The sequence below is a fragment of the Microbacterium sp. ProA8 genome, assembly GCF_039905635.1.
Taxonomy (GTDB): Bacteria; Actinomycetota; Actinomycetes; order Actinomycetales; family Microbacteriaceae; genus Microbacterium; species Microbacterium chionoecetis.
The window spans coordinates 2,762,089-2,787,291 of sequence record NZ_CP157000.1 but is presented as its reverse complement, the minus strand read 5'-3'; the positions used below and the strand labels follow the sequence as shown (position 1 = coordinate 2,787,291).

The 25,203-nt window shown below is 71.4% G+C and carries 21 protein-coding genes; 14 read left to right on the top strand and 7 right to left on the bottom strand.

Features of this window, described 5'->3' with window-relative positions; all coding sequences use genetic code 11:
• Nucleotides 1–12 precede the first annotated feature (12 nt).
• The 5 genes from ABG085_RS12505 (at nt 13) to ABG085_RS12485 (ending at nt 6,448) form a co-directional block, all read left to right on the top strand.
• Entirely contained in the window at nt 13–2,808 is a 2,796-nt protein-coding gene (locus ABG085_RS12505) for an HAD-IC family P-type ATPase (RefSeq protein WP_347976058.1), read from the top strand.
• Nucleotides 2,809–2,898: 90 nt separating this feature from the next.
• On the top strand, nt 2,899–3,378 hold the full coding sequence (locus ABG085_RS12500; protein ID WP_347976057.1) for an FMN-binding protein: 480 nt from the start codon (nt 2,899–2,901) through the stop codon (nt 3,376–3,378).
• Nucleotides 3,379–3,381: 3 nt separating this feature from the next.
• Nucleotides 3,382–4,317: an FAD:protein FMN transferase gene (locus tag ABG085_RS12495; RefSeq protein WP_347976056.1), complete on the top strand. Its 936-nt coding sequence runs from the start codon at nt 3,382–3,384 to the stop codon at nt 4,315–4,317.
• Complete coding sequence (locus ABG085_RS12490; RefSeq protein ID WP_347976055.1) at nt 4,314–4,880, top strand: MOSC domain-containing protein; 567 nt, start codon at nt 4,314–4,316, stop codon at nt 4,878–4,880. The genes ABG085_RS12495 and ABG085_RS12490 overlap by 4 nt, the downstream gene beginning before the upstream one ends.
• 5 nt (nt 4,881–4,885) lie before the next feature.
• Nucleotides 4,886–6,448, top strand: coding sequence for a flavodoxin reductase (locus ABG085_RS12485; protein ID WP_347976054.1), 1,563 nt, complete (start codon nt 4,886–4,888; stop codon nt 6,446–6,448).
• On the opposite strand, the gene ABG085_RS12480 is transcribed toward ABG085_RS12485, so the two are convergent.
• Nucleotides 6,435–8,054: a HAMP domain-containing sensor histidine kinase gene (locus tag ABG085_RS12480; protein ID WP_347976053.1), complete on the bottom strand. Its 1,620-nt coding sequence runs from the start codon at nt 8,052–8,054 to the stop codon at nt 6,435–6,437. The genes ABG085_RS12485 and ABG085_RS12480 overlap by 14 nt on opposite strands.
• Nucleotides 8,051–8,779, bottom strand: coding sequence for a response regulator transcription factor (locus tag ABG085_RS12475; RefSeq protein WP_347976052.1), 729 nt, complete (start codon nt 8,777–8,779; stop codon nt 8,051–8,053). The genes ABG085_RS12480 and ABG085_RS12475 overlap by 4 nt, the downstream gene beginning before the upstream one ends.
• 195 nt (nt 8,780–8,974) lie before the next feature.
• Between ABG085_RS12475 and ABG085_RS12470 the strand changes: the two genes are divergently transcribed.
• Complete coding sequence (locus ABG085_RS12470; RefSeq protein WP_347976051.1) at nt 8,975–10,441, top strand: ABC transporter permease; 1,467 nt, start codon at nt 8,975–8,977, stop codon at nt 10,439–10,441.
• An 80-nt stretch (nt 10,442–10,521) separates the two neighbouring features.
• Nucleotides 10,522–11,250: an ABC transporter ATP-binding protein gene (locus ABG085_RS12465; protein WP_347976050.1), complete on the top strand. Its 729-nt coding sequence runs from the start codon at nt 10,522–10,524 to the stop codon at nt 11,248–11,250.
• Nucleotides 11,251–11,278: 28 nt separating this feature from the next.
• On the opposite strand, the gene ABG085_RS12460 is transcribed toward ABG085_RS12465, so the two are convergent.
• On the bottom strand, nt 11,279–12,268 hold the full coding sequence (locus tag ABG085_RS12460) for an SDR family oxidoreductase (protein ID WP_347976049.1): 990 nt from the start codon (nt 12,266–12,268) through the stop codon (nt 11,279–11,281).
• Between the two features lie 104 nt (nt 12,269–12,372).
• Here ABG085_RS12460 and ABG085_RS12455 point away from each other — a divergent pair, with 104 nt between their 5' ends.
• Nucleotides 12,373–13,716: an FAD-binding protein gene (locus tag ABG085_RS12455; protein WP_347976048.1), complete on the top strand. Its 1,344-nt coding sequence runs from the start codon at nt 12,373–12,375 to the stop codon at nt 13,714–13,716.
• Between the two features lie 85 nt (nt 13,717–13,801).
• Here ABG085_RS12455 and gndA read toward each other — a convergent pair whose 3' ends face one another.
• A complete protein-coding gene (gndA, locus tag ABG085_RS12450; protein ID WP_347979190.1) occupies nt 13,802–15,244 on the bottom strand; it encodes an NADP-dependent phosphogluconate dehydrogenase in 1,443 nt (480 codons plus the stop codon).
• A 300-nt stretch (nt 15,245–15,544) separates the two neighbouring features.
• Between gndA and ABG085_RS12445 the strand changes: the two genes are divergently transcribed.
• Nucleotides 15,545–16,159 carry a gluconokinase gene (locus tag ABG085_RS12445; RefSeq protein WP_347976047.1) on the top strand — a complete coding sequence of 205 codons (615 nt, stop codon included), beginning with the start codon at nt 15,545–15,547 and terminating at the stop codon, nt 16,157–16,159.
• Here ABG085_RS12445 and ABG085_RS12440 read toward each other — a convergent pair.
• The gene (locus ABG085_RS12440; protein ID WP_347976046.1) at nt 16,144–16,266 is read right to left on the bottom strand and encodes a hypothetical protein; all 123 of its coding nucleotides are present in this window, start codon (nt 16,264–16,266) and stop codon (nt 16,144–16,146) included. The genes ABG085_RS12445 and ABG085_RS12440 overlap by 16 nt on opposite strands.
• A 281-nt stretch (nt 16,267–16,547) precedes the next feature.
• On the opposite strand from ABG085_RS12440, the gene ABG085_RS12435 reads away from it, so the two are divergent.
• Both ABG085_RS12435 and pth read left to right on the top strand, forming a co-directional pair.
• On the top strand, nt 16,548–17,183 hold the full coding sequence (locus ABG085_RS12435; protein WP_347976045.1) for a 50S ribosomal protein L25/general stress protein Ctc: 636 nt from the start codon (nt 16,548–16,550) through the stop codon (nt 17,181–17,183).
• Nucleotides 17,184–17,254: 71 nt separating this feature from the next.
• Nucleotides 17,255–17,839 (top strand): aminoacyl-tRNA hydrolase, encoded by a 585-nt coding sequence (gene pth, locus ABG085_RS12430; protein ID WP_347976044.1) that lies wholly within the window; start codon nt 17,255–17,257, stop codon nt 17,837–17,839.
• A 171-nt stretch (nt 17,840–18,010) separates the two neighbouring features.
• Here the strand turns inward: pth and ABG085_RS12425 are convergent, their stop codons facing one another.
• Nucleotides 18,011–18,637, bottom strand: coding sequence for a hypothetical protein (locus ABG085_RS12425; RefSeq protein ID WP_347976043.1), 627 nt, complete (start codon nt 18,635–18,637; stop codon nt 18,011–18,013).
• A 182-nt stretch (nt 18,638–18,819) separates the two neighbouring features.
• Here ABG085_RS12425 and mfd point away from each other — a divergent pair, with 182 nt between their 5' ends.
• Nucleotides 18,820–22,452 (top strand): transcription-repair coupling factor, encoded by a 3,633-nt coding sequence (gene mfd / locus ABG085_RS12420; protein ID WP_347976042.1) that lies wholly within the window; start codon nt 18,820–18,822, stop codon nt 22,450–22,452.
• Nucleotides 22,453–22,533: 81 nt separating this feature from the next.
• On the opposite strand, the gene gdhA is transcribed toward mfd, so the two are convergent.
• The gene (gene gdhA, locus ABG085_RS12415) at nt 22,534–23,916 is read right to left on the bottom strand and encodes an NADP-specific glutamate dehydrogenase (RefSeq protein WP_347976041.1); all 1,383 of its coding nucleotides are present in this window, start codon (nt 23,914–23,916) and stop codon (nt 22,534–22,536) included.
• A 171-nt stretch (nt 23,917–24,087) separates the two neighbouring features.
• Between gdhA and ABG085_RS12410 the strand changes: the two genes are divergently transcribed.
• Nucleotides 24,088–24,459 (top strand): VOC family protein, encoded by a 372-nt coding sequence (locus tag ABG085_RS12410; RefSeq protein WP_347976040.1) that lies wholly within the window; start codon nt 24,088–24,090, stop codon nt 24,457–24,459.
• 120 nt (nt 24,460–24,579) lie between these two features.
• A complete protein-coding gene (locus ABG085_RS12405; protein ID WP_347976039.1) occupies nt 24,580–25,179 on the top strand; it encodes a gamma carbonic anhydrase family protein in 600 nt (199 codons plus the stop codon).
• The last annotated feature ends 24 nt before the right edge of the window (nt 25,180–25,203 follow it).

Here is a 25,203-nt window from a genome sequence, read left to right as displayed (position 1 = left end):
GACGAAGCATCCATGACGCAGCCGCTGGACTCCGCACCGCTCGACTCCGGACAGCTGACGGAGGGCCGCCTCACCGTCGCGCGTCCTTGGGGGCTGCCGGTCGAGCAGGTGCTGGCGCACCTCGATGCCGACGCCGGGGGACTGCGCACCGCTGACGCCGAGGCGCGTCTCGAGATCGCCGGCCCGAACCGCCTGCCCGACCCCGTGCGCAAGCCGGCGGTGCTGCGCTTCCTGGCGCACTTCAACGACACGCTGATCTACATCCTGCTGGGCGCCGCCGTCATCAAGGCGCTCATGGGCGACTGGCTCGACTTCTGGGTGATCATGGTGGTCGCGGTCATCAACGCCGTGATCGGGTACATCCAGGAGGGCCGCGCCGAGAAGGCTCTGGCCGGCATCCGCGGCATGCTGTCGGCCGATGCCAGCGTGCGGCGCGACGGCGGCTGGGTGACCGTGCCGGCCGCCGATCTGGTGCCGGGCGATGTCGTGCGGCTGATGCCGGGCGACAAGGTGCCCGCCGACCTGCGGCTGCTGCAGGCCTTCCAGCTGCGCATCGACGAGGCCGCGCTCACCGGCGAGTCCGTTCCGTCGTCGAAGACCATCGAGCCCTCGGCGCCCGAGGCCGGAGTAGGGGACCGGGGATCGATGGCCTTCTCGGGCACCATCGTGAGCGCCGGCCAGGGCCGCGGTGTCGTCACGGCAACGGGACCCACGACCGAGCTCGGCCGCATCCAGAGCCTCGCCGACGAGGCGGAGTCGCTCGCGACCCCGCTCACGCGTCAGCTCGACGGCTTCGGACGCGTCCTCACCGTCGTCATCCTCGCGATGGCGGCGATCATGATGATGATCGGCCGCTTCCTGCACGGGATGCCGTACCCCGAGCTCATCTCGGCGGCGATCGGCTTCGCCGTGGCGGCGATCCCCGAGGGCCTGCCGGCGCTCGTGACGATCACGCTCGCGATCGGCGTGCAGCAGATGGCCCGCCACAACGCCATCACGCGCAAGCTCCCCGCGGTCGAGGCGCTCGGGTCGGTGACGACGGTCTGCTCCGACAAGACGGGCACGCTGACCCGCAACGAGATGACCGTGCGGCACATCGTCACGCCGCTCGGCCAGTACGACGTGACCGGGCTCGGCTACGTCCCCGAGGGCGAGATCGTCCCCGCCGGCGCGACCGCGGAAGCGGGGGCGGCCGCCGACCGCGGCGATCTGGCCGCGATCCTCGCGATCGCGACGCTGTGCAACGACGCGCACATCGTCCGCGGCGACGACGGCGCGTGGAACCTCGTGGGCGAGCCGACCGAGGGCGCCCTCAAGGTCGTCGCGATGAAGGGCGGCGTGGGCAGCGCCGGCGGGCGCCGGGTCGCCGTCATCCCGTTCGACTCGGCCCACAAGCTGATGGCGACGCTCAACGAAGGCGCCCGCTCGGGCGGTGCGGCCGGCGAGGTGTCGCGCGCGATCCTCGTCAAGGGCGCGCCCGACCGGCTGCTCGAGCGGTCGCTCACGCAGCGCGGCGCCGACGGGTCGGAGCCGCTCGACCTCGCGCGGTGGGACGCGGCGGTCACCGCCCTGAGCTCGCAGGGCCTCCGGGTCCTCGCGGCGGCGCGCAAGCCCGTGCGGCCGACCACCGACGAGTTCGAGCTCGACGACCTCATCGACCTCGAGTTCATCGGGCTGTGGGGGATCGTCGACCCGCCCCGGCCCGAGGCGGTCGAGGCCATCGCGGACTGCCACACCGCCGGCATCCGCGTGAAGATGATCACGGGCGACCACGCCGGCACGGCCCTCGCCATCGCGCACGAGATGGGGCTGGCGGGCGCCGACGCCGAGGTGCTCACCGGTGCCGAGCTCGAGGCGCTGAGCCAGGAGCAGCTGCGCGAGGTGGTGCGCGACGTCGACGTGTACGCGCGCACGAGCCCCGAGCACAAGATCCGGATCGTGAGGGCGCTGCAGTCCCACGGCGAGGTCGTCGCCATGACCGGTGACGGCGTCAACGACGCTCCCGCCCTCACCCGCGCCGACGTCGGGATCGCGATGGGCATCAAGGGCACCGAGGCGACCAAGGAGGCCGCCGAGTTCGTGCTGGCCGACGACAACTTCGCGACGATCCGCAGCGCGATCGCCGAGGGCCGGCGCATCTACGACAACCTCCGCAAGTCGATCGTGTTCCTGCTGCCCACCAACGGCGCGCAGTCGCTCGTGATCCTCGTGGCCGTCGTCTTCGGTCTGGCGCTTCCCATCACGAGCGTGCAGGTGCTGTGGGTCAACATGGTGACCGCGGTGACGCTGTCGCTCGCGCTCGCCTACGAGCCCGCCGAGCGCGGCATCATGCGCCGCCCGCCCCGCGCCACCGGCGGTCCCATCATCGATCGCCGCGAACTCGGGTTCGTGCTCGTCGTGTCGCTCATCATCGGCGGCGCGGCGATGGGCGTCTTCTACGGCGTCGTCGCGGCGGGGGAGGACATCGAGGTGGCCCGCACCGAAGCGGTCCTCATGCTGGCGCTCGGCCAGCTCGCCTACCTGTTCAACTGCCGGTTCCTCAGTCGCTCCAGCCTCACGCTCGACGTGCTGCGCGGAAACCGCGCGGTCTGGTGGTCGGCCATCGCCCTGATCGTGCTGCAGGTGATCTACACCTACGTGCCGTTCATGAACGTGCTGTTCGACTCGCGGCCGCTGGCCGCGACCTCCTGGATCCTTCCGATCGTCGTGTCGATCGGGATCTTCCTCGCGGTCGAGGCGCTCAAGGCCGCGCTGCGTGCGCGCGGCACGGCGTCGTCATCCGCCGACACGCTCAGAGGCGGCTCATAGGACGGACTGACAGGATCTTCCCGACGCTGCTGCGTCAGCCGCTCGCTTCGACCGAGCACCGACCGAGCACCACGAGCCAGGAGGACCGTCATGATCCGCACCGCACTCGCTTCCCGCCCCGTCCGCGCCGGGGCCGCGCTGACCGCCGTCACCGGAATCGCCCTCCTCGCCGGCTGTGCGCCGACGGCATCGGAGGCCGAGGAGCCGGCCAGCCCCGACACCACCGAGACCACCGACAGCGGCTCGACCGACGGAGGCTCCGCGGGCACCGGCTCGTACGCCGACGGCACATACACGGCCGACGGCTCGTACGCCACGCCCGAATCGGTGGAGACGATCTCGGTCACCGTCACCCTCGAGGGCGACGTGATCACCGACGTCGAGGTGACGGGCGACCCGCAGAAGCGCGAATCGGAGCAGTACCAGGGCGAGTTCATCGGCGGCATCGCCGATGTGGTGGTCGGGCAGGACATCGACGACATCCAGGTCAGCCGCGTCGCGGGATCGTCGCTCACGAGCGGCGGGTTCAACGAGGCCATCGAGACCATCAAGGCCGAGGCGGCGAGCTAGGCCGTGACAGCGGCGCCGGAGCCGTGGCGCTTCGACGCCATCGGCACGAGGTGGGAGATCGTCACCGAGCGCCGCCTGCCACCGGCGGTGCGCGACGAGGTGATGTCCCGCATCGACGAGTTCGACCGCACGTGGTCGCGATTCCGTCCGGACTCGGCGGTGAGCGCGCTGGCGCGCACCGCGGGCGCGATCCCCGCGCCCGCCGACGCCGTGCCGATGCTCGATGCCCTCGAGGCGCTCTCGAACGCCACGGCGGGCGCCGTCAACCCGCTCATCGGGGCATCGCTCGACGCCCTCGGCTACGACGCCGGGTACACGCTCCACGACCAGGGGCCGCTCCCGGCCCCGTCCGGCTGGCAGCAGGTGCTCACCTGGGGCGAGCGGCGCCTCGCGCTCGCCGTGCCCGCCACGATCGACGTCGGCGCCCTGGGCAAGGGCCGCCTCGTCGACCTCGTGCTCGACATGCTGATGCGCACCGAGACCGGCGACCTCACGGTCGACGCCGGCGGCGACCTGGCGGTGCGGGGGCGGCCGCAGCGCATCGGGCTGGAGCATCCGTTCGATCCCCGTCGCGCGATCGGCGTGTGGGAGGTGACGGATGCCGCGCTCTGCGCCTCCGCCGTCAACCGGCGCGCGTGGCCATCGGCTGCCGGCACGACCCTGCACCATGTGCTCGACGCGCGCACCGGGCAGCCGGTGCGGACGATCGCCGCGACGTGGGCGGTGGCGCCGGACGCGATGACCGCGGATGCCGTCGCGACGGCCCTGTTCTTCGACGGCGGCCCGCGCCTGGCGCACGAGTGGGGCGTCGACTGGGTGCGCATGACGACGGATGGCCGCGTCGAGTGGTCTCCCGGCTGCCGCGCCGACGTGTTCGTGCGAAAGGACCGCGGGGCCCGGACCGCGCCGGCTTCCCGACCGAATAGCCTTGAGCAGTGACCGAACCCCGCCCCGAAACCCTCACCGGGCATGTCGTCGCCGTCGCGCGCGACGACGCGCATCGCTTCAGCAAGCCGACGCGTGAGAGCATCGCCCTGATCGCGGGGCTCGGCGTCGAGGGCGATGCCCACGCCGGCACCACCGTGCAGCACCTGTCCCGCATCCGGCGCGACCCCACGACGCCGAACCTGCGCCAGGTGCACCTGATCCACGCCGAGCTGTTCGACGACATGGCCGAACGGGGCCACGAGGTGCACCCGGGCGCACTGGGCGAGAACGTCACCACCGCCGGCATCGACCTGCTCGGGCTGTCGCGGGGCACGCGTCTGGAGCTGGGCGACGACGCGGTGGTCGAGATCACGGGCCTCCGCAACCCCTGCGTGCAGATCGACGGCGTCTCGACGGGGCTGATGAAGGAGCTGGTCCACGTCGACGATTCGGGCGCCACCGTGCGCCTGGCGGGCGTCATGTCGGTCGTGCTCGAGGGCGGCGTCGTACGCCCGGGCGACGGCATCCGTGTCATCCCGCCTGCGGGCCCCCACGAGCCCCTGCAGCCGGTGTGACCCCGATGGGCACCCTCACCGCCGTCTGGAACCGCGTCTTCGCGGTGCTCGGCCGCATGTCGATGTACCGGCTGGTCTACTTCGCGCTCGCCGCACTGGCCGTCGTGGCCCTGCTGCTGTCGTTCTTCGGTCTCGTAGGCCCCGATCCGCTGCAGCTCGTCGTGACGCTCGCGGTGCTCGCGGCCGTGTGCGTGGGGGTGGATGCCGCGGCCCAGCGCCTGCTGAACCTGCCCTGGCGCCTGGAGTCCTCGCTGATCACGGCGCACATCCTGCTCTTCGTGCTGCGTCCGACCCTCGAGCTCGCCGGACTCCTCGGGATCGTCATCGCCGCGGCCGTCGCGTCGCTGTCGAAGTACGTGCTCGCGTGGCGCGGGCGCCACATCTTCAACCCCGCGGCCGTGGGCGCGACGGTGCTCACGCTGCTGAGCCTGGTCTGGCCGGATCTCGGCGCGTCGTCCTGGTGGGTCGGGACGCCGGCGCTCGCGGCGCCCGTGATCCTGCTCGGACTGGCGGTGCTCGTGCGCACCGAGAAGCTGCGGGTGGTCGCGGTGTTCCTGGTGTTCGCGGTCGCCGTGGCCGTCTTCCGCACCGCGGCGCAGTACCAGGCGGCCGGTGTCGACCTCGACGTGCTCGACGTGCTGTGGCCGGTGCTCTGGTCGTCGCCGTTCCTCTTCCTCGGGGCGTTCATGCTGTCCGAGCCGCTCACGCTGCCGCCGCGGCGCTGGCAGCAGCTCACGGTCGCCACCGTCGTCGGCGTGCTGGCGGGCTGGCCGATCCCCATCGGCGACATCACCCTCGGCCAGGAGCGGGCGCTGCTCGTCGGAAACCTCGTCGCCTTCGCGTTCGCGGTGCGCACCGCCGTGCGGCTCACGCTCGTGTCCCGTTCGGAGCCCACGCCGAGCGTGCAGGAGCTGACGTTCCGCGTTCACGACCGGCTGGCGTTCCTCCCGGGCCAGTATCTCGAGCTCGAGGTGCCGCACCGCCACCCCGACGCCCGCGGCACGCGTCGCGAGTTCAGCATCGCGTCGGCCCCCGAGGACCTTCCGCTCCTGAAGGTGGCGTTCAAGGACGGCAAGACCACCAAGCCCCTGAGCTCGTACAAGAAGGCGCTGGCCGAGGTGCGACCCGGCGACGCGCTGGCGATCACCGGTGTCTGGGGCGACTTCCTGCTCCCCAAGCGCGACGCCGCGCCGATCCTGATGGTGGCCGCCGGCATCGGCGTCACGCCGTTCGTGTCACAGCTGCGCCACGCGCAGGAAGCGGGCCTCGACCGCGACATCGTGCTGGTCTACGTCGCGTCCGACTCCTCGGAGCTGGCGTACCGCGACGAGATCGCGGCATCCGGAGCCCACGTCATCGTGTTCACGCGTGACCGGCCGACCGACCTGCCCGACCACTGGGTCTGGGCGCGCGGCGTGCGGCTCGACGCCGACGGGCTGCTGCGCGTGGTGCCCGACATCGCATCGCGCCACGCGTACATCTCGGGGCCGGCGGCCCTGATCGCCGATCTCGCACCCGCGCTCGAGCGCGCCCGCTCGATCACCACGGACGCCTTCAGCGGCTACTGAGGCCGGGGCTCAGGGCCGGGTCGGCGGGTCGAGCAGGCAGGCGCACCTCGAACGTCGTGTCACCGGGGACGCTGTCGACACGGATGCTGCCGCCGTGGGCGTCGACGATCGCCCGGGCGATCGAGAGGCCGAGGCCGGTGCCGCCCGTCTGGCGTGCACGCGAGCGGTCGGCGCGCGAGAACCGCTCGAACAGCTCGTCCTTGATCGACGGATCGATGCCGGGGCCGTTGTCGTGCACGCGGAGCACCGCGGCGCCGTCGTCGCGCGCGACACCCACCGTCACCGTCGTGCCCGTCGGCGTGTGCGTGCGGGCGTTCGCCAGGAGGTTGGCGGCGACCTGGTGCAGCCGGCCGGTGTCGCCGGCGACGAGCACGGGCTCATCGCCCACCTCGAGCACCCACTCGTGGTCGGGACCGGTGGGCCGCGCATCGCCGACCGCGTCGATGACGAGCCGCGTGAGGTCGACGGTGCCGTAGACGAGTTCCTGGCCCTCATCGAGGCGCGCCAGCAGCAGCAGGTCCTCCACGAGCGAGGTCATGCGCAGCGACTGCGCCTGGATGCGCTCGAGCGACGCCTCCGTCGTCTCGATGGTGGCGGCGCCCTGACCACGACTGAGCGCCTTCAGCGAGAGCTCTGAGTATCCGCGGATCGACGAGAGCGGCGTGCGCAGCTCGTGGCTGGCGTCGGCGACGAACGCGCGCATGCGCTCCTCGTTGCGCTGGCGCGCCGTGAGCGACTCGTCGACGTGGTCGAGGAGCGTGTTCAGCGCCTCGCCGACCCGGCCGACCTCGGTGCGGGGGTCGGCCTCGCGTGTCGGCACCCGCTCGGCGATGGTGACCTCGCCCTGGTCGAGCCGCTGCGTCGAGACCCGGGCCGCGGTGTCGGCGACGGCGCGCAGGGGAGCCAGGCCGCGGCGGATGGTCCAGGCGGTGGCCACCGCGAGCAGGAGGAGGCCGCCGGCCGTGAGGAGGCCGATCGTGGTGAGCATGCGACCGATCGTCGCCGCGACGTCGTCGCGGGAGAGCCCGACGAGGGCGAAGGTGCCGCCGACCTGCACGGGCTCCACGCGATACGTCCCGCGGTCCTCGACCGTGACCACGAGCTGGTCGTCTTGGTCGCGCAGGCTCTCGCTGATCTTGTCGATCTCGTCCTCGCCGAGTTCGACGACGCCCTCGGCGGTCATCACTGCGGCGGTCGGAGCGGCGGGAACCGTCTGAACGGCGAGGAAGTAGCCGGGTGGCTGTGGCTGCTGGGTGAGGATCTCCTCGGCGGTGAGGCCGGCGACCCCGGCTTGCGCGATGACGACCGACGACCGCCGCGCCGCCGACTGCACGTTGTCGTTGAGCTGCTGCTCGAGCACGCCCCCCAGGATCGCGCTCGTCGCGGCGGCGACGAGCACCATGATGAACGACGTGATGCCCACGACCGTGACGATGAGCTTGCGCTGCAGCGTCCACGGTGCGCGGCGGGGCAGCTGCTCGCCGGCCGGGGAGTCGGACGCCGTACCGGACGCGTCGAGGGGAGCTTCGGCGGTCGCCGAGGCGGCGGCCGCGGCATCCGTCCCCGTCTTCTTCGCCACCGGTTCTCCGCCGGCCGTGTCGGTCACTGGGGCGCCTTGATCATGTAGCCGACGCCGCGCACGGTGTGGATGAGGGGTTCGCGACCGGCGTCGATCTTCTTGCGCAGGTACGAGATGTAGAGCTCGACGACGCTCGAGCGGCCGCCGAAGTCGTAGTTCCAGACGCGATCGAGGATCTGCGCCTTCGAGACCACGCGGCGCTGGTTGCGCATGAGGTAACGGAGCAATTCGAACTCGGTGGCGGTGAGCTCGATCTCCTCACCCGAGCGCGCGACCTCGTGGCTGTCCTCGTTGAGGCTGAGGTCGCCGACGCGCAGGATCGGCTCGGCGCCGGCGGCGTGGGCGGTGCCGGCACGGCGCATGAGACCGCGGAGGCGTGCGACGACCTCCTCGAGGCTGAAGGGCTTGGTGACGTAGTCGTCGCCGCCGGCGGTGAGCCCCGCGACACGGTCGTTCACGGCATCCTTCGCGGTCAGGAACAGCACCGGGACGTCATCGCCGGCCTGACGCAGCCGCTGCAGCACGGCCATGCCGTCGAGGTCGGGCATCATGATGTCGAGCACCATGGCGTCGGGTTCGAACTCGCGCGCAGCCTGCAGGGCCTCGAACCCCGAGCCGGCGGTCCGCACCTCCCACCCCTCCATGCGCAGCGCCATCGACAGCAGGTCGGTGAGCATCTGCTCGTCGTCCACCACGAGAACGCGAAGATTCGAGCCGTCGGGACGCAGCAGGGTGGGCGCGGGGTTGGTCATGCGTCCAGTGTGGCGCTCTTCCTATGCGGTTCCTATGGAGCGCGCTATGCGCCGGCTGTGAACTGCGGCTCCGGCGCGGCCTGCGCTGCGACATCCGGCTTCATACGGTCTGCATAGCCCCCGCTGGCGGCGCACATGAATGAGCTCCGTAGGTTCCCTTCGACGGCCGGCATTCCGCCCGCCGAGAGGAGACCCATGTACCTGACCTATCTGCGGCGGGAGCTGGCCGGCCGCAAGAAGCAGACGATCATCGTTGCGGCGGGCCTTGCGATCGCCATCGCGCTCGTGATGATCGTGAACTCGCTCGCCGCCGGGGTGAGCGCCGCGCAGGCGCAGGCGCTCGAGTCGGTGTACGGCGTCGGCACCGACCTCACCGTCACCGGCGCTCAGGCCGAGCCCGGGGAAGGCGGCGCGCGGTTCGACTTCGCCGAGGACGGAGGCGAGACCGCCGACGACGGCACCACCGAGCTCAGCCAGTCGCGCCTGGTGACCGAGCCGATGCGCTCGACCCTCGACGCGTCGACGCTCGGCACCGTGACCGGCGTGGAAGGCGTGGCCGCGGCATCCGGGGCGCTCAGCCTCACGAACATGACCTTCTCGGGCGAGCTGCCGCCGCGTCCCGATGAGTCCGGCGACACCACCCAGGCACTGCCCCCGCAGCAGACCGAGGGCGAAGCCGGGGGCGGATTCGCCGGCGGCTCGTTCGACGTGGACTCCTTCACGGTGCTCGGCATCGACCCGTCGGCGGATGCCGTGGGCCCGCTGTCCGCCGTGGAGCTGAGCGACGGCCGAGGCCTCGAGACATCCGACGCCGGCGCCTACGTGGCGGTGCTCGATGCGACCTACGCCGCGACCGCCGACCTCGCCGTCGGCGACACCATCGACGTCGGCGGGCAGGACTTCGAGGTCGTCGGGATCGTCGCCTCCACCTCGGACGAGGCCGACACCGCGTCGAACGCGTACATCCCGCTGGACGTGGCTCAGGAGCTCTCCGGCGCAGGAGATGTGATCTCGACGGTGTACGTGCAGGCGGAGACCTCCGACGACATCTCGGCCGTGCAGACGGCGCTCCAGGAGGAGCTCCCCGAGGCGACGGTGAGCTCGCAGTCCGATCTCGCCTCCACCGTGTCGGGATCCCTCTCGAGCGCGTCGGCGCTGATCACAAATCTCGGCACCTGGCTGTCCCTCGTCGTGCTCGCCGTCGCACTCGTGCTCGCGGTGCTGTTCACCATCTCGGGCGTCTCGCGCCGCACCCGCGAGTTCGGCACGCTCAAGGCGATCGGCTGGTCGAACAGCCGCGTCGTCGGGCAGGTCGCCGGCGAATCGGTCGTGCAGGGGCTCATCGGCGGTGTTGCCGGTCTCGTCATCGGCTTCGCCGGCATCCTCGCCATCAACCTCATCGCCCCGACGATCTCGACGCCGCCCGCCACCGAGAGCTTCGGCCCCGGTGGCGCCGGGGGCACGGTGTCCCGCGGCGGCCCGTTCGGCGCCGCGGCCATGCAGCAGTCGGGAGCCGACATCGTCCTGCAGGCGCCGGTCACGCTCTGGGTCGTCATCGCGGCCGTCGGCATCGCGGTGCTCGGAGGCCTCGTGGCCGGTGCGTTCGGCGGCTGGCGCGCCGCGCGGCTGAGCCCCGCCGAAGCGCTCCGCTCGGTCGGCTGAGGCATCCGATGTCCGGCGCCGTCCCCACCGCACCCGAACCCGTCTCCGCAGAACCCGCCTCCAGGAAGGGAGAGCACATCATGACCATGATCGACATCGAGACCCCCTCTGCTCCGGATGCCGCAGCCCCGGCGCAGTACCGGCTCGAGGGCGTCAGCCGCACCTACACGCAGAAGGGCCGCATCGTGAAGGCGCTCGCCGGCGTCGACCTCACGATCGACGCCGGAGACTTCGTCACGATCCAGGGGCCGACCGGCGGCGGCAAGTCCACCCTGCTGCAGCTGCTGGGCGCGCTCGACCGTCCCAGCGCCGGCTCGGTGCACCTGGGCGAGATCGACATCGCGACCGCGAGCAACGCCGAGCTGGGCCGCATCCGCGCGCACGAGATCGGCTTCGTGTTCCAGGGGTTCAACCTCATCCCGACGCTCACCGCGCACGAGAACGTCGACATGGCGCTGGAGCCACTCGGGCTGTCGAAGGACGAGCGCTCCGCCCGCGTCGCCGAGGCCCTCTCGCACGTCGGCCTCGCCGACCGCGCCGACCACCGTCCGGGTGAGCTCTCAGGCGGTCAGCAGCAGCGGGTCGCGATCGCGCGCGCGATCGTCAAGCGCCCGCGCGTGCTCCTGGCCGACGAGCCGACCGGAAACCTCGACGAGAGCATGCGCGACGAGATCCTCTCGGTGCTGCAGGCTCTCAACGACGAAGGGCTCACGCTCATCGTCGTCACGCACGACTCCGCTGTCGCGCGCCGCGCGCGGCGCCGCCTGCGTCTCGACAAGGGTGCGGTGCGCGAGATCACCCGCCGCTGATCAGCTGCCGCCGGTCAGCCGACGCTGATCAGCCGGCCGAGCGCGCATGGGCCGCGATGCGATCGAAGAGCGCGTCGCGGCCCTCGTCGATGCGCTGCTCGTCGGGGTGCGCGTCGTAGTGGGCGAGGATGCGGCGGGCGCCCTCGTCGAAGGTGATCGTGGTGCGGAAGTCGGGCACCAGCTGCGTCACCTTCGACGCGTCGAACAGCATCGAGTGGGCCTTGTCGCCGATGAGCGTGGGCCCGAGATCGGGTGCGAACGCCGCGATCGTGTCCGAGGCGACATGCACGAGATCGGGGGAGTCGACACCGGCGGCATCGGCCAGCCAGCCGTAGATCTGGTTCCAGGTCGGCGCGTGCGTCCCGGTGATCGTGAACGCGTCGCCGATCGCTGCCGGATTGCCGAGCAGCCCGGTGAAGGCGACCGCGAAGTCGTCCGAGTGCGTGATGGTCCACTGGCTCGTTCCGTCGCCGTGCACGATGACCGGTCGACCCGCGCGCATGCGCGCGATGTCGGTCCAGCCGCCCAGGGTCGGCAGCAGCCGCTCGTCGTAGGTGTGCGAGGGTCGCACGATGGTCACCGGCAGACCGCGCTCGCGGTATGCGGCGACGAGCACGTCCTCGCACGCGATCTTGTCGCGCGAGTACTTCCAGAACGGATTGCGCAGCGGCGTCGACTCGGTCACCGGCACGCGCCGCGGAGGCTTCTCGTACGCGGATGCCGAGCTGATGAACACGTACTGCCCGGTGCGTCCCTCGAACAGTTGGAGGTCGGTGGCGATGTGCTCGGGAGTGAAGGCCAGGAACTCGGCGACCACGTCGAACCGGCGGTCGCCGAGGGCGGTGCGCACCGCGCCGGCGTCGCGCACGTCGGCCTCGATCAGTTCGACCTCGGGCGGGAGCGGGCGTCTCGCGGTGCCGCGGTTGAGCACCGCGACCTCGTGCCCGAGGGCCACCGAGCGGCGCACGCACGCCGCGCTGATCGTTCCGGTACCGCCGATGTAGAGGATGCTCGTCACCCGTGCGAGCCTACGCCCGCACGCGGACGGCGCGGTGGAAGGCGCTCTCTCGCTGACGGCGAACATCTTCCCCGATGTCGGTGGAGGCCCCTAGCGTTGCGGTCATGAGCAACGACGACCTCAGTGCCGGATCCGTCGGCACCGTCATCCGTCCGGGCGACTCCGAATGGGAGTCCGCCCGCCGTTTCCACTCCGGCATCGGCGAGCCCGCTGCCGTGATCCGCGCCGCGAGCGTCGACGACGTGCGCGGCGCCGTCCGCTACGCCGCCGCCGAGCGGCTCGACATCATGATCCGCGGCGGCGGTCACAGCGCCTGGGGCGGGGTGCCCGGCGGCCTCACCCTCGACCTCTCCGCCCTCGACACGGTCGAGGTCGACGGCACGCGTGTGCGCGTCGGCGGCGGTGCCCTCTGGGGCGGCGTCGCCCATGCCCTCGCCGAACGCGGGCTCGGGCTCAGCTCGGGCGATACGGCCTCGGTGGGCGTCGGCGGGCTCACACTCGGCGGCGGCATCGGCTGGATGGTGCGGGCCTGGGGACTCGCCGCCGACCAGCTGGTGGGCGCGCAGCTCGTCACCGCGCGCGGCGACGTGGTCGAGGTGACCGAGACGTCCCACCCGGAGCTGCTGTGGGCGCTGCGCGGCGGCGGCGGCAACTTCGGCGTCGTGACGCGGTTCGACTTCGAAGCCCACCCGCTCGACGGCGTCGTGCACGCCGTCTACGGGCTCGAGGGCGACGCTCGGCCGGTCCTGCGCGTGCTGGCCGATGTCCTGGCCGATGCGCCGCGAGAGCTGACCGTCACCTACATGGACGTCCCCGCGATGGACCCGAGTGCGCCGGCGGGCGCCTCGATCACGGCGGTGTGGGCAGGCACCGATGAGGACGCCGCCCGTCGCGCGCTGGCGCCGCTCGCGCATGCGCCCGGCGTCACCGAGCGGGAGTTCGGCGTGCAGGATTATCCCGACGTCCTGCTGGAGGCTCCCGAGTTCGACCCCGAACAGCCGATGCCCGGCTTCGTCGGAGGAAACACGCTGCTCGGGGCGCTCGACGACGACGCCATCGACCGCCTCGTGACGTTCCGCGAGCAGCACCCCGCGTCGGTGGTGCTGCTGCGCTCGCTCGGCGGCGCGTACGGCGACGTCGCGCAGGACGACACGGCCTTCCCGGCGCGCGACGCGACGTGGTTCGCAATGGCCGGGGCGTTCGACATCCCCGGCATGCTCGACGACGCGGGGCGCGCCGACGTCACGGCCGAGTGGGAGGCCATCGAGGCCAAGGGCTCGGGCGTCTACGGCAATTTCACCGTGTCGACGGACGAGACGATCGCCCAGCACATGTACCCGCCGGCGACCATGGCGCGACTGGCCGCGGTCAAGCACACGTGGGACCCGGGCAACATGTTCTGCCGCAACCACAACGTGAAGCCCGTACCGAACGGCCACGCGGGCTAGAAGTCGGCGCAGACGCCGGAGGGCGGATCCCCGCGATGGAGATCCGCCCTCTGATGTGTCGGCCTCGTCCGGCGCGGGTCTCGCGTCAGTGGGTGTCTTCGGCTTCGATCTCGGACCTGTCGCCCGACCACAGCGTGTGGAAGGTGCCGTCCTTGTCGATGCGCTTGTAGGTGTGGGCGCCGAAGAAGTCGCGCTGACCCTGGATCAGCGCTGCCGGCAGGCGCTCGGCGCGCAGGCCGTCGTAGTACGACAGCGACGACGAGAACGCGGGCGCCGGGATGCCGGCACCCGCGGCCGTCGACACGATCCTGCGCCAGGCGCCCTGTGCGCGGCCCAGCGCCTCGACGAAGTAGGGCGCGGTCAGCAGCACGGCGAGATCCGGCGTCTGGTCGTAGGCGTCGGCGATGCGGTTGAGGAACTGGGCGCGGATGATGCAGCCCGCGCGCCAGATCTTCGACACCGCGCCGAGGTCGATCTGCCAGTCGTACTCGGCGGCGCCGGCGCGGATCTCGTCGAAGCCCTGCGAGTACGCGACGATCTTCGAGGCGTACAGGGCGAGCCGCACGTCCTCGATGAACGCGTCGGCGTCCTCGACCTCGAGCTCCTCTTCGGCGCCGGGCAGGTCGCGCGAGATCTCGCGCTGCTCGGGGTGCGACGAGAGCGAGCGGGCGAACGTGGCCTCGGCGATGCCCGAGACCGGGACGCCGAGCGACAGGGCGGTCTGCACGGTCCACGCGCCGGTCCCCTTGGCGCCGGCCTGATCCAGGATGACGTCGACGAGCGGCTCGCCGGTCTCGGCATCCACCTGGCGGAGCACCTCGGCGGTGATCTCGATGAGGTACGACTCCAGCTCGCCGCGGTTCCACTCGGCGAACACGTCGGCGATCTCGGCCGGCGTCTTGCCCGTGCCGCGCCGGATGAGGTCGTACGCCTCGGCGATGAGCTGCATGTCGGCGTACTCGATGCCGTTGTGCACCATCTTCACGAAGTGGCCGGCGCCGTCGTGGCCGATGTGCGTGACGCACGGCTCGCCCTCGGCGACCGCGGCGATGGACTTGAGGATCGGGCCGAGGGTGACCCACGACTCGTCCGAGCCGCCGGGCATGATCGACGGGCCGTTGAGGGCCCCCTCCTCGCCGCCCGAGATGCCGGCGCCGACGAAGTTGATGCCGGTCTCGCGCACGGCCTTCTCGCGGCGGATCGTGTCGGTGAACAGCGCGTTGCCGCCGTCGACGATGATGTCGCCCGGCTCGAACACCTCCACGAGCGCGTCGATGACGGCGTCGGTGGGACGGCCGGCCTTCACCATGATGATCGCGGCGCGCGGCTTCTGCAGCGACGCGGCGAACTCCTGGTACGAGAACGCGGGCACGAAGCCCGCCTCGGGATGGGCGGCGAGCAGCTCGTCGGTCTTGGACCGGCTGCGGTTGTGCACGGCGACGGTGTTGCCCTCGCGGCTGGCGAGGTTGCGCGCGAGGTTCGACCCCATCACCGCGAGACCCACGACGCCGATGTTCGCCGTGGCCACGCGATCGGTCTCGGGACCCTGCGGCTCCGGAGTCTCGCGGGCCACGTCCTCGGGTGCCGGTGCGGCCTCGTGTGCGGTCGTCGCCTCGTCAGGAGCCTGGTCCTGATCCGTCGAGATGTTCGTCTCGGCCTGATTGCCGCTCGCTGAAGGGTCGTTCGAAGACACACGCGCTCCTGAGGTTAGATCGTCTCTTTCAGCCTAGAGTCTGACGGGTCCGTGTTACGCCGCAGCGGCGGGACGCTCACACCCCGAACCGGCCGGGTGTGACGCGTCGTCGGGCGGTGGGCTACCGTGGCCGTCGTGACCGAGCCCTCCCTCCCGGGGTCCCCCCTCCCGGAGTCCACCCCGCCGGAACCCGCTGCGCCGGAGCCCGCTGCGCCGGGAGTCGTCGGCGCCGGCCCCGCATCGGCGATGCGGATCGTGGTGATGGGGCCGAGCGGTTCGGGCAAATCCGTCGTCGGTCTGGCGCTGGCCCAGCGGCTCGGACTGCCGTTCGTCGATGCGGACGACCTCCATCCCACGGAGAACGTCGCGAAGATGGCCGCCGGGGTCGCACTCGACGACGGCGATCGGATGCCGTGGCTCGACGTCGTGGCCGCGACGCTGCGGGAAGCGCCCGGGGGAGTGGTGATGGCCTGCTCGGCGCTCGCCCGCCGCTACCGCGACCGCATCCGCGGCCGAACGACCGCACCCCGTGTCGTCTTCGTCGAACTCCGCGTGCCGCGGGACGAGCTCGCGCGTCGCATGGGCGCGCGCGAGCACTTCATGCCTTCATCGCTGCTGATCTCGCAGCTGCAGACGCTCGAGCACCTCGAGCCGGATGAGGCGGGCGTCGTCGTGGCGGGAGACCCGCCGCTGGCCGATGTCGTCGACGCCGCGGTGGCGGCGCTCGAGCGGTATCAGTCCTTGCGGTAGCCCTGGCGACCGAGGCTCCAGAACGCCAGCGCGGTCGCAAGCGCACCGACCGCGGCCATGGCGCCGATGAGCCAGAGAAGAGCGTGGCTCCAGAAGCCGTAGTCCATGGGGTCCTCCGAGGGAGCGGGAAGCAGGGGCGTTCCTCATCGTAGCGGGCGCGCTGGTAGACTCGTCTCGAACTTCGGCGAGGGATGCCTCGCGCCCGTCGATTCCGGTGGGCTGCGGCATCCGTGATCGACGCAGTGATGCCGGCCCAACGGGCTTTCCTCACGCGTGCGCGTTCGAGTCGAAGACACCCCGAATACCCCGGGCCCGCCACCGCGCAGGCCGAGTCAGAACGGCCACGCGCCGCAGCTTACCGGGCCAGTGCGCCCACAAGGAGAACCCCATGTCGTCCGAGCCCGATACCAAGGTCCAGGCCGAGTTCCGCGAGAGCTTCGGCAAGGGCTTCGCCCGCCGCCTCCGCGCCGCCGGCAAGATCCCCGCCGTCATCTACGGTCACGGCACCGACCCCGTGCACGTCGCCCTGCCGGGCCACCAGGTCTCGCTGCTCATCCGCCGCGCGAACGCGGTGCTCGAGCTCGACCTCGAAGGCACGTCGCAGCTCACGCTGGTCAAGGATGTGCAGAAGGACCCGGTGCACCAGGTCATCGAGCACATCGACCTGCTCGTCGTGAAGAAGGGCGAGAAGGTCGAGATCGAGGTGCCGATCGTCGTCGTGGGCGAGTCCGCTCCCGGCACCATCGCGAACCTCGACAACACGACCGTCACCCTCCAGGCCGAGGCCACGCACATCCCCGAGCACATCGAGGTCGACGTCGAGGGCCTCGAGGAAGGCACGCACATCACGGCCGCCGACCTGAAGCTGCCGAAGGGGTCGGTCCTCATCGCCGACGCCGAGCTGCTCATCGTCGCCATCTCGGTGCCGGCTTCGACGCTGGCCGCCGAGGAAGAGATCGCCGAGGCCGATGCCGAGGTCGCCGCCGAGCAGGCCGAGGCCTCGGAAGAGTCCGCCTCCGAGTAATTCCTTCACGACGGCGAGGGGGTGCGGATGCCGCGCCCCCTCGCCTTCGTCTCACCGGCAGGATGGATGACATGGCAGAGACGTGGCTGATCGTCGGCCTGGGAAACCCCGGCCCCCGCTACGAGCTCACGCGCCACAACGTCGGACAGCTCGTGGTGGATGAGCTCGCGGGACGGCGTGGCGAGTCCTTCAAGGCGCACAAGGCGAACGCGCGCGTCGTCGAGACGTGGCTGCGCCCCGGTGCGGCGAAGCTCATCCTCGCCAAGCCGAACACGTTCATGAACGTGTCCGGCGGACCCGTCGCCGGGCTCGCGAAGTTCTACGGCATCGCCCCCGACCACGTGGTGGTCGTGCACGACGAGCTCGACATCCCGTTCGACACGATCAAGCTCAAGGTCGGCGGCGGCCACGGCGGCCACAACGGCGTGCGCGATGTCGCCAAGGCGCTCGACACGGCGGAGTTCCCGCGCGTGCGCGTCGGCATCGGCCGCCCGATGGGGCGTCAGGACCCGGCCGACTGGGTGCTCGACCCGTTCGGCGCCACGGAGCGCAAGAACCTGCCCATCCTCATCGGCGACGCCGCTGACGCGGTCGAGCAGCTCGTGGCCGATGGCCTCCTCGCCGCTCAGCAGAAGCACCACGCCCCCCGCGTCTGACCTCTCGCGTCCGCTGAGCGCCGGCTGCGGCATCCGCGTTCCTCAGTTGAGGAATGGTGCCGAGATGCGGAGCAGCGGGCCGAGATCGGCCCTCGTTTCGGCTCTGGTCCTCAACTGAGGAAACAGCGACGGAGAAGACGGATGCCGCGGGCCGAGGCTTCGCGAGACCCGTCAGCTGCCCATGCCGGTGCCGGCGGCGAGGCCGGCGGTCAGGAAGCCCTGCACCACGGCGCCGAAGGCGATCGGGCCGAGGGCGGCGACGATCACTGCGGCGATGCCGGCGCCTCGTCCGCGCGCCGTGACGATCGCGATGACACCCTGCACCAGGGCCCACACACCGAGCGCGGTGCCTACCCAGAACGAGACCTCGCCGAGCAGCACCCAGTCGCGTACCGGCGTCAGGATCGACCAGTCGAAATCGGTGTCGAGGGCCCCGGCCGTGATCTGGCGGCCGGCGCCGAGTCCGATCCGGTAGCTCGCGATCGCACCCAAGATGCTCGCCCCCACCGTCGCGACGAGGGCGAGGACCAGGGCGACCACGCCGAGTACGCTGCTGCGATGCGCGGGCGCGGCGCCGTACGCGGGACCCGCCGCACCGGGCGCGAGGGCGTAGCCGGCCGGCGGGGCGTACGCTCCTGCGGGAGGTGCGGGCCGACCGGGCGCAACCCCCGGATGTCCGCCGGCGGGCTGCGCCGGGCCTCCGGTCGTCCCCGCAGGCGGTCCGAACGGTGGTGCGGCGGGCGGCGCCCACGGCCCGGGCGGGACGGGCGGGTTCTGCGGCGCGTCAGGGGTGCTCACGCGATTGATCCTAGGAGCACGGTCACGTGGAATCCGCCTGCACAGAATCGGATCTTGTCGGCGACACGCCGGAGAGCGGATGCCGCGGCCCGGCGCGCCCCGCACGCCCTCCGATTCTGTGCACCCGGTGTCGTGTCGGTCCGTGGAGCCCGGGTGTCGGTCCTGCGCCGTAGACTCGTGCGGTGACAGTTCCCGGGATCGTTCGCGCCCTCGAGCAGGCTGAGCCGTTTCGGGACGCGGTGGCCGCGGCATCCGTCGATGCCGACTTCTCGCTCGTCGAAGGACTCGACGCTCCGCTCCTCGCAGCCCTGATCGAGCGCCGCCGCGCCGCGGGCAAACCGCCGGTGGTGATGCTGATCGCGCCCACGGGGCGCCGTGCGGAGTCGCTCGGTCCCGCGCTGGGTGCGCTGCTGCCCGGCGCCGAGGTGCTCCACTTCCCGGCGTGGGAGACGCTGCCGCACGAGCGGCTGAGCCCGAGCGCAGAGACCGTCGGCACCCGGCTCGAGATCCTCACGCGCATCGCCCGCTGGGATGCCACGACGCCGCTCGTGATCACCGCCTCGGTGCGGGGCGCCATCCAGCCGCTGGCGGCCGGACTCACCGACGTCGCGCCGATCGAACTCGTCATCGGCGCTCGCGGGCACGACCTCGGCGACGTCTCGGCCCGGCTCATCGAGCTCGCCTATCACCGCGTCGACATGGTGTCGCGGCGCGGCGAGTTCGCGGTGCGCGGCGGCATCCTGGATGTCTTCCCGCCGACCGCACCGCACCCGTACCGCGTCGAGTTCTTCGGCGACGAGGTGGACGAGATGCGCGCCTTCTCGGTCGCCGATCAGCGGTCGCTGCCCGGCGAAGTGCGTGAGGTCACCCTGCTGCCCAGCCGAGAGCTGCTGCTCACCGACGCCGTGCGCGAGCGTGCCCGAGAGCTCAAGGACGAGCTGCCGGGCCTGGCCGGCATGCTCGAGAAGATGGCCGAGGGCATCCCGGTCGAAGGCATGGAGTCCCTGCTCCCGGCCGTCGTGGATCGGCTCGTGGCCGTCGTCGACTATCTGCCCGAGGGCTCGGCCGTCGCGCTCGTCGACCCGGAGCGCGCCGTCGCGCGTGCGATCACCCTCGGCGACACGAACCGCGAATTCCTCGAGGCGGCGTGGAGCGCGGCGACGGCAGGTGCCAGCACCCCGATCGACCTGGGTGCCGGCGACTTCCTGTCGCTGCCCGCGGTGCGTGCGGCTGCCCGCGCACGGGGCGGTGTCTGGTGGAGTCTCAGCGCCTTCGACTCGGGACAGGCGGATGCCGCCGCCGAAGGCCTGATCGACGAGGACATCGACGTCGCACTCGAGGCCGCCGCCGCGATCCGCGTGCCCGGGTCGGCCGTCCCGTCCTTCCAGGGCAACGTGGAAGGCGCGACGGCGCACATCGGAGCGCTCCTGGCGGACGGCTGGCGCGTCGTCGTCGCGGCATCCGGAGCCGGCCTCGTAGAACGCGCCCGCGACGTGCTGGCCGAACGCGGCATCGCGGCCCGCAGGGTCGACGAGGTGCTGCAGGCGCCCGAGCCGGGTGTCGCCCACGTGGTCCTGAGCGTGCTCGAGCGCGGGTTCGAGGCGGCGGACGCGAAGCTCGCCGTGCTCACCGAGTCGGAGTTCTACGGCCGCACGATCGGCGGCGACAACCGGGTCGTCAAGAAGCTCGCCTCGCGGCGCAAGGCCGTCGTCGACCCGTTGCAGCTCAAGGCCGGCGACTACGTCGTGCACGCGACGCACGGCATCGGCAAGTTCGTCGAGCTCACCCAGCGCGAGGTCTCGAGCGGCGGACGCAACGCGGTGAAAAGCGTGCGCGAGTACCTCGTGCTCGAGTACGCGCCGTCCAAGCGCGGCTACCCGGGCGACAAGCTGTTCGTGCCGACCGACCAGCTCGACCTGCTCTCGCGCTATGTCGGCGGCGAGGCCCCGACGCTGTCGAAGATGGGCGGCAGCGACTGGGCCCAGGCCAAGAGCAAGGCCCGCCGCGCGGTGCGCGACATCGCCGTCGAGCTCGTCAAGCTGTACTCGGCGCGCATGGCGTCGAAGGGCCACGCCTTCGGGCCGGACACCCCCTGGCAGCGCGAGCTCGAAGAGGCGTTCCCGTTCGCCGAGACTCCCGACCAGCTGCAGACGATCGACGAGATCAAGGCCGACATGGAGAAGCCGATCCCGATGGACCGCCTGCTGTCCGGCGACGTCGGCTTCGGCAAGACCGAGGTCGCCGTCCGCGCCGCGTTCAAGGCCATCCAGGACGGCAAGCAGGTCGCGATGCTCGTGCCGACGACGCTGCTGGTCAAGCAGCACCTCGAGACGTTCACCGAGCGCTTCGCCGGCTTCCCGGTGAAGGTCAAGGCGCTCTCGCGGTTCCAGAGCGACAAGCAGGCGCGCGAGGTGCTCGCCGGCCTCACCGACGGCACCGTCGACATGGTCATCGGCACGCACCGCATCCTCACCGAGAAGGTGATCTTCAAGGATCTCGGCCTCATGATCATCGACGAGGAGCAGCGTTTCGGCGTCGAGCACAAGGACCAGCTCAAGAAGCTGAAGACCAACGTCGACATCCTCGCCATGAGCGCGACGCCGATTCCGCGCACACTCGAGATGGCGGTGACGGGCATCCGTGAGATGTCGACGCTGCAGACGCCGCCCGAGGACCGGCATCCGATCCTGTCGTATGTCGGGCCGCGCAACGACAAGCAGATCACCGCGGCGATCCGCCGCGAGCTGCTGCGCGAGGGCCAGGTGTTCTACGTGCACAACCGGGTGCAGTCGATCCAGCGCGTGGCGGCCGAGCTCGCCGAGCTGGTGCCCGAGGCGCGCATCGCGGTCGCACACGGCCAGATGGGGGAGCACGCGCTCGAAGAGGTCGTCGACGCGTTCTGGGAGCGGCGCTCCGACGTCCTGGTCTGCACGACGATCGTCGAGACCGGTCTCGACATCTCCAACGCCAACACGATCATCATCGACCGCGCCGACAAGTACGGTCTCAGCCAGCTGCATCAGCTGCGCGGCCGGGTGGGTCGCGCGCGGGAGCGGGCCTACGCGTACTTCCTCTACGACGACATGAAGCCGCTCAGCGAGACCGCGGCCGACCGCCTCGAGACGATCGCGGTCAACAACGACCTCGGCTCGGGCATGCAGGTCGCGCTGAAGGATCTTGAGCTGCGCGGCGCCGGCAATCTCCTGGGCGCCGAGCAGGCCGGTCACATCGCGGGCGTGGGCTTCGACCTGTACCTGCGCATGATCGGCGAGGCGGTCGCCACGTTCCGCGGCGAAGAGACCGAGGGACCTGCCGAGCTGCGCCTCGAGCTGCCGGTGCAGGCCCGCATCCCCGAGTCGTACATCGACAGTGAGCGCCTGCGACTCGAGGCGTATCAGAAGCTCTCGGCGGCGGCATCCGTCACCGCGCAGCCCGACGCGATCGACCTCGTGGTCGAGGAGCTGACCGACCGCTACGGCGAGCCGCCGGCCGAGGTCGAGGGACTGCTCGCGGTCGCACGGCTGCGACGCCGTGCAGGACAGGCCGGCCTCGCCGACGTGGTCGCGATGGGTCCGAACCTGCGCATCGCGCCCGCGAACCTGCCCGATTCGATGCGCGTGCGCCTGCAGCGGCTGCACCCCAAGGCCAAGCTCGTCGCCGGCGGCGAGGCCATGGTCGTGCCGCTTCCGTCGGCCGGCGGCGAGCCGCTCGGCGACGACGAGCTCATCGCCTGGGTCGCGCAGCTGATCGAGCAGCTGTGGCCGCCCAAGAAGGCCGACGCGGATGCCGCCGCCGAGGCGGCCGTCAGCGCCTGACCGTCGGCGTGCGCGCCCCGCCCCTCAGCCGAGTGGGCGGGCACAGCCCGCTGTGGGCGACCCGTTCTGCCACCGTGGCGGTCAGATGACGCCCTGCGCCAGCATCGCGTGCGCGACCCGTTCGAAGCCGGCCGAATTGGCCCCGACGACATAGTCGCCCGGGCGGCCGTATCTCTCGGCGGCGGCGAACGCGGCGTCGTGCACGTCGGCCATGATCGCGCGCAGCTTCGCCTCGCTGTCATCGAAGCTCCAGCGCTGACGGGCGGCGTTCTGGCTCATCTCGAGCGCCGAGGTCGCGACGCCGCCCGCGTTCGCCGCCTTGCCCGGCCCGAACAGGACGCCCGCGGACTGGAAGAGTTCGATCGCCTCGGGAGTCGAGGGCATGTTGGCGCCTTCGGCGACGGCGCCCACGCCATTCGCGATGAGTGTCCGCGCGTCGTCGGCGTCGAGCTCGTTCTGCGTGGCCGAGGGGATCGCGACGTCGACAGCCACCTCCCAGGGGCGTGCGCCTTCGGCGTAGCGGGCCGTCGGGCGTCGCGCCGCGTACTCCGCGATGCGCGCCCGCTCGACCTCCTTGACCTGCCGGAGCAGACCGACGTCGATGCCGGCGTCGTCGACGACGTAACCGGAGGAGTCCGATGCCGTCACGGGCGTCGCGCCCAGCTGGTGGGCCTTGTCGATGGCGTAGATCGCCACGTTGCCCGAGCCGGACACGCCGACCCGCTTGCCCGCGAGCGTCTCGCCGTGGACGCCGAGCATCTCCGCACTGAAGAAGACCGCACCGTAGCCGGTCGCTTCGGTGCGGACCTCCGCGCCGCCCCACTGCACGCCCTTGCCGGTGAACATGCCTGACTCGTGGCGGTTGGTCACCTTCCGGTACTGGCCGAAGAGATAGCCGATCTCACGGGCACCCACGCCGATGTCTCCGGCGGGCACATCGGTGTGCTCGCCGAGGTGGCGGTAGAGCTCGTTCATGAACGACTGACAGAAGCGCATGATCTCGGCATCGGAGCGGCCGTGCGGATCGAAGTCGCTGCCGCCCTTGGCGCCGCCGATGCCCTGACCCGTGAGGGCGTTCTTGAAGATCTGCTCGAAACCCAGGAACTTGATGATCGACAGGTTCACCGAGGGGTGGAAGCGGAGACCGCCCTTGTAGGGACCGAGCACCGAGGAGAACTGCACGCGGAACCCGCGGTTGACCTGCAGGCGTCCGGCGTCATCGACCCACGGCACGCGGAAGATGATCTGCCGCTCCGGCTCGACGAGCCGCTCCAAGATGCCGCCGTCGATGAACTCCGGGTGCGCTTCCAGCACCGGTGCGATCGATTCGAGCACCTCGTGCACCGCCTGCAGGAACTCCGGCTCGTGAGGATTGCGCGCCGCGACGGTGTCGAGGACGAGGCGGATCGACTCGGTGGACGCGAGGGCGGCGGGAGCAGCGGTGGTCGGCAGTGCAGAGGGCATATCGGGAAAGCTTTCGGGGTGGAGCGATGCGCTCTGGGGTGGCGCTTCTTCACCCTACCCAGGGTCCGCAGCGTCGACCGCGCGTGTGACGACGGCGCCCGCCGTCCCCGCGCAGCGTGTCTGCGCGCGCTCCGCGCGACGCACCGCATCCAGGTGCGGGAGAGTGGTGGGATGGTGGCCGACCTCCGCATCGAGATCTTCCCGGACGACCTGGACCGGGCCGTCGACTTCTACGTCCGCGTGCTCGGGTTCACGCTCGTGCGCGATGAGCGGCACGTCGAGTGGGCCTACGTCGCGCTCGAGCTCGGCCGCGTGCGCGTCGGCGCGGCCTGGCGGGCGTCCGTCGATACCGCGCCCCGCCGACCACCCGTCGGGGTGGAGCTCGTGCTCGAGACGGACGATCTGGATGCCGCCCGCCTGCGGGTCGCCGAGGAGGGCTGGCCCGTCGACGACGACGTGCAGGCGCAGCCGTGGGGCCTCCGCGACTTCCGGGTGCTCGATCCGAGCGGGTACTACTGGCGGCTGACCGAGCACCCGACCTGACCGCGTGAGAAGACGTCGTGCGATGGAGACGGCGTGCGGTGAAGATGCACCGCACTACGCTGTGAACCGACCGCGACGGCCCCGACGACGAGCGGGCCGGCTCGGGATCGAGGAGGCATGATGCGTTTCGAGCACCTCGGGGCCCAGCCCCGCATCCACCCCGACGCCGTCGTCGCCGCGACGGCCGTGATCAGCGGCGACGTCGAGATCGGCGCCGACTGCCAGATCCTCCACGGTGCGGTCATCACCGCCGAGGGCGGAGCGGTCACCCTCGGCGCGAATGTGATCGTCATGGAGAATGCGCTGATCCGTGCCACCTCGACGAATCCGGTCCACATCGCCGATCACGTGCTCGTCGGCCCGATGGCGAGTGTGTCGGGCGCCGTCGTCGAGGAGGAGGTGTTCCTCGCGACCGGCACCCGCGTCTTCAACGGTGCGCGCATCGGCGCGCGCAGCGAGGTGCGCATCAACGCCGTCGTGCACCTGCGCACGACGCTTCCGGCGGACTCGACGGTGCCGATCGGCTGGGTCGCCGTGGGAGATCCGGTCCAGGTCCTTCCGCCCGATCGCCACGAGGAGATCTGGGCGGCGCAGCGGGAGTTGGACTTCCCCGGCTACGTGTTCGGCCTCGACCGAGAGACCCCCGACCTCATGGTGCAGCTCACCGAGCGCTACGGCCGCAGCCTCGCGCGTCACGCCGACGACCGCCGCCTCGACTGACATCTCGGCGATTCGGTCGCTCAG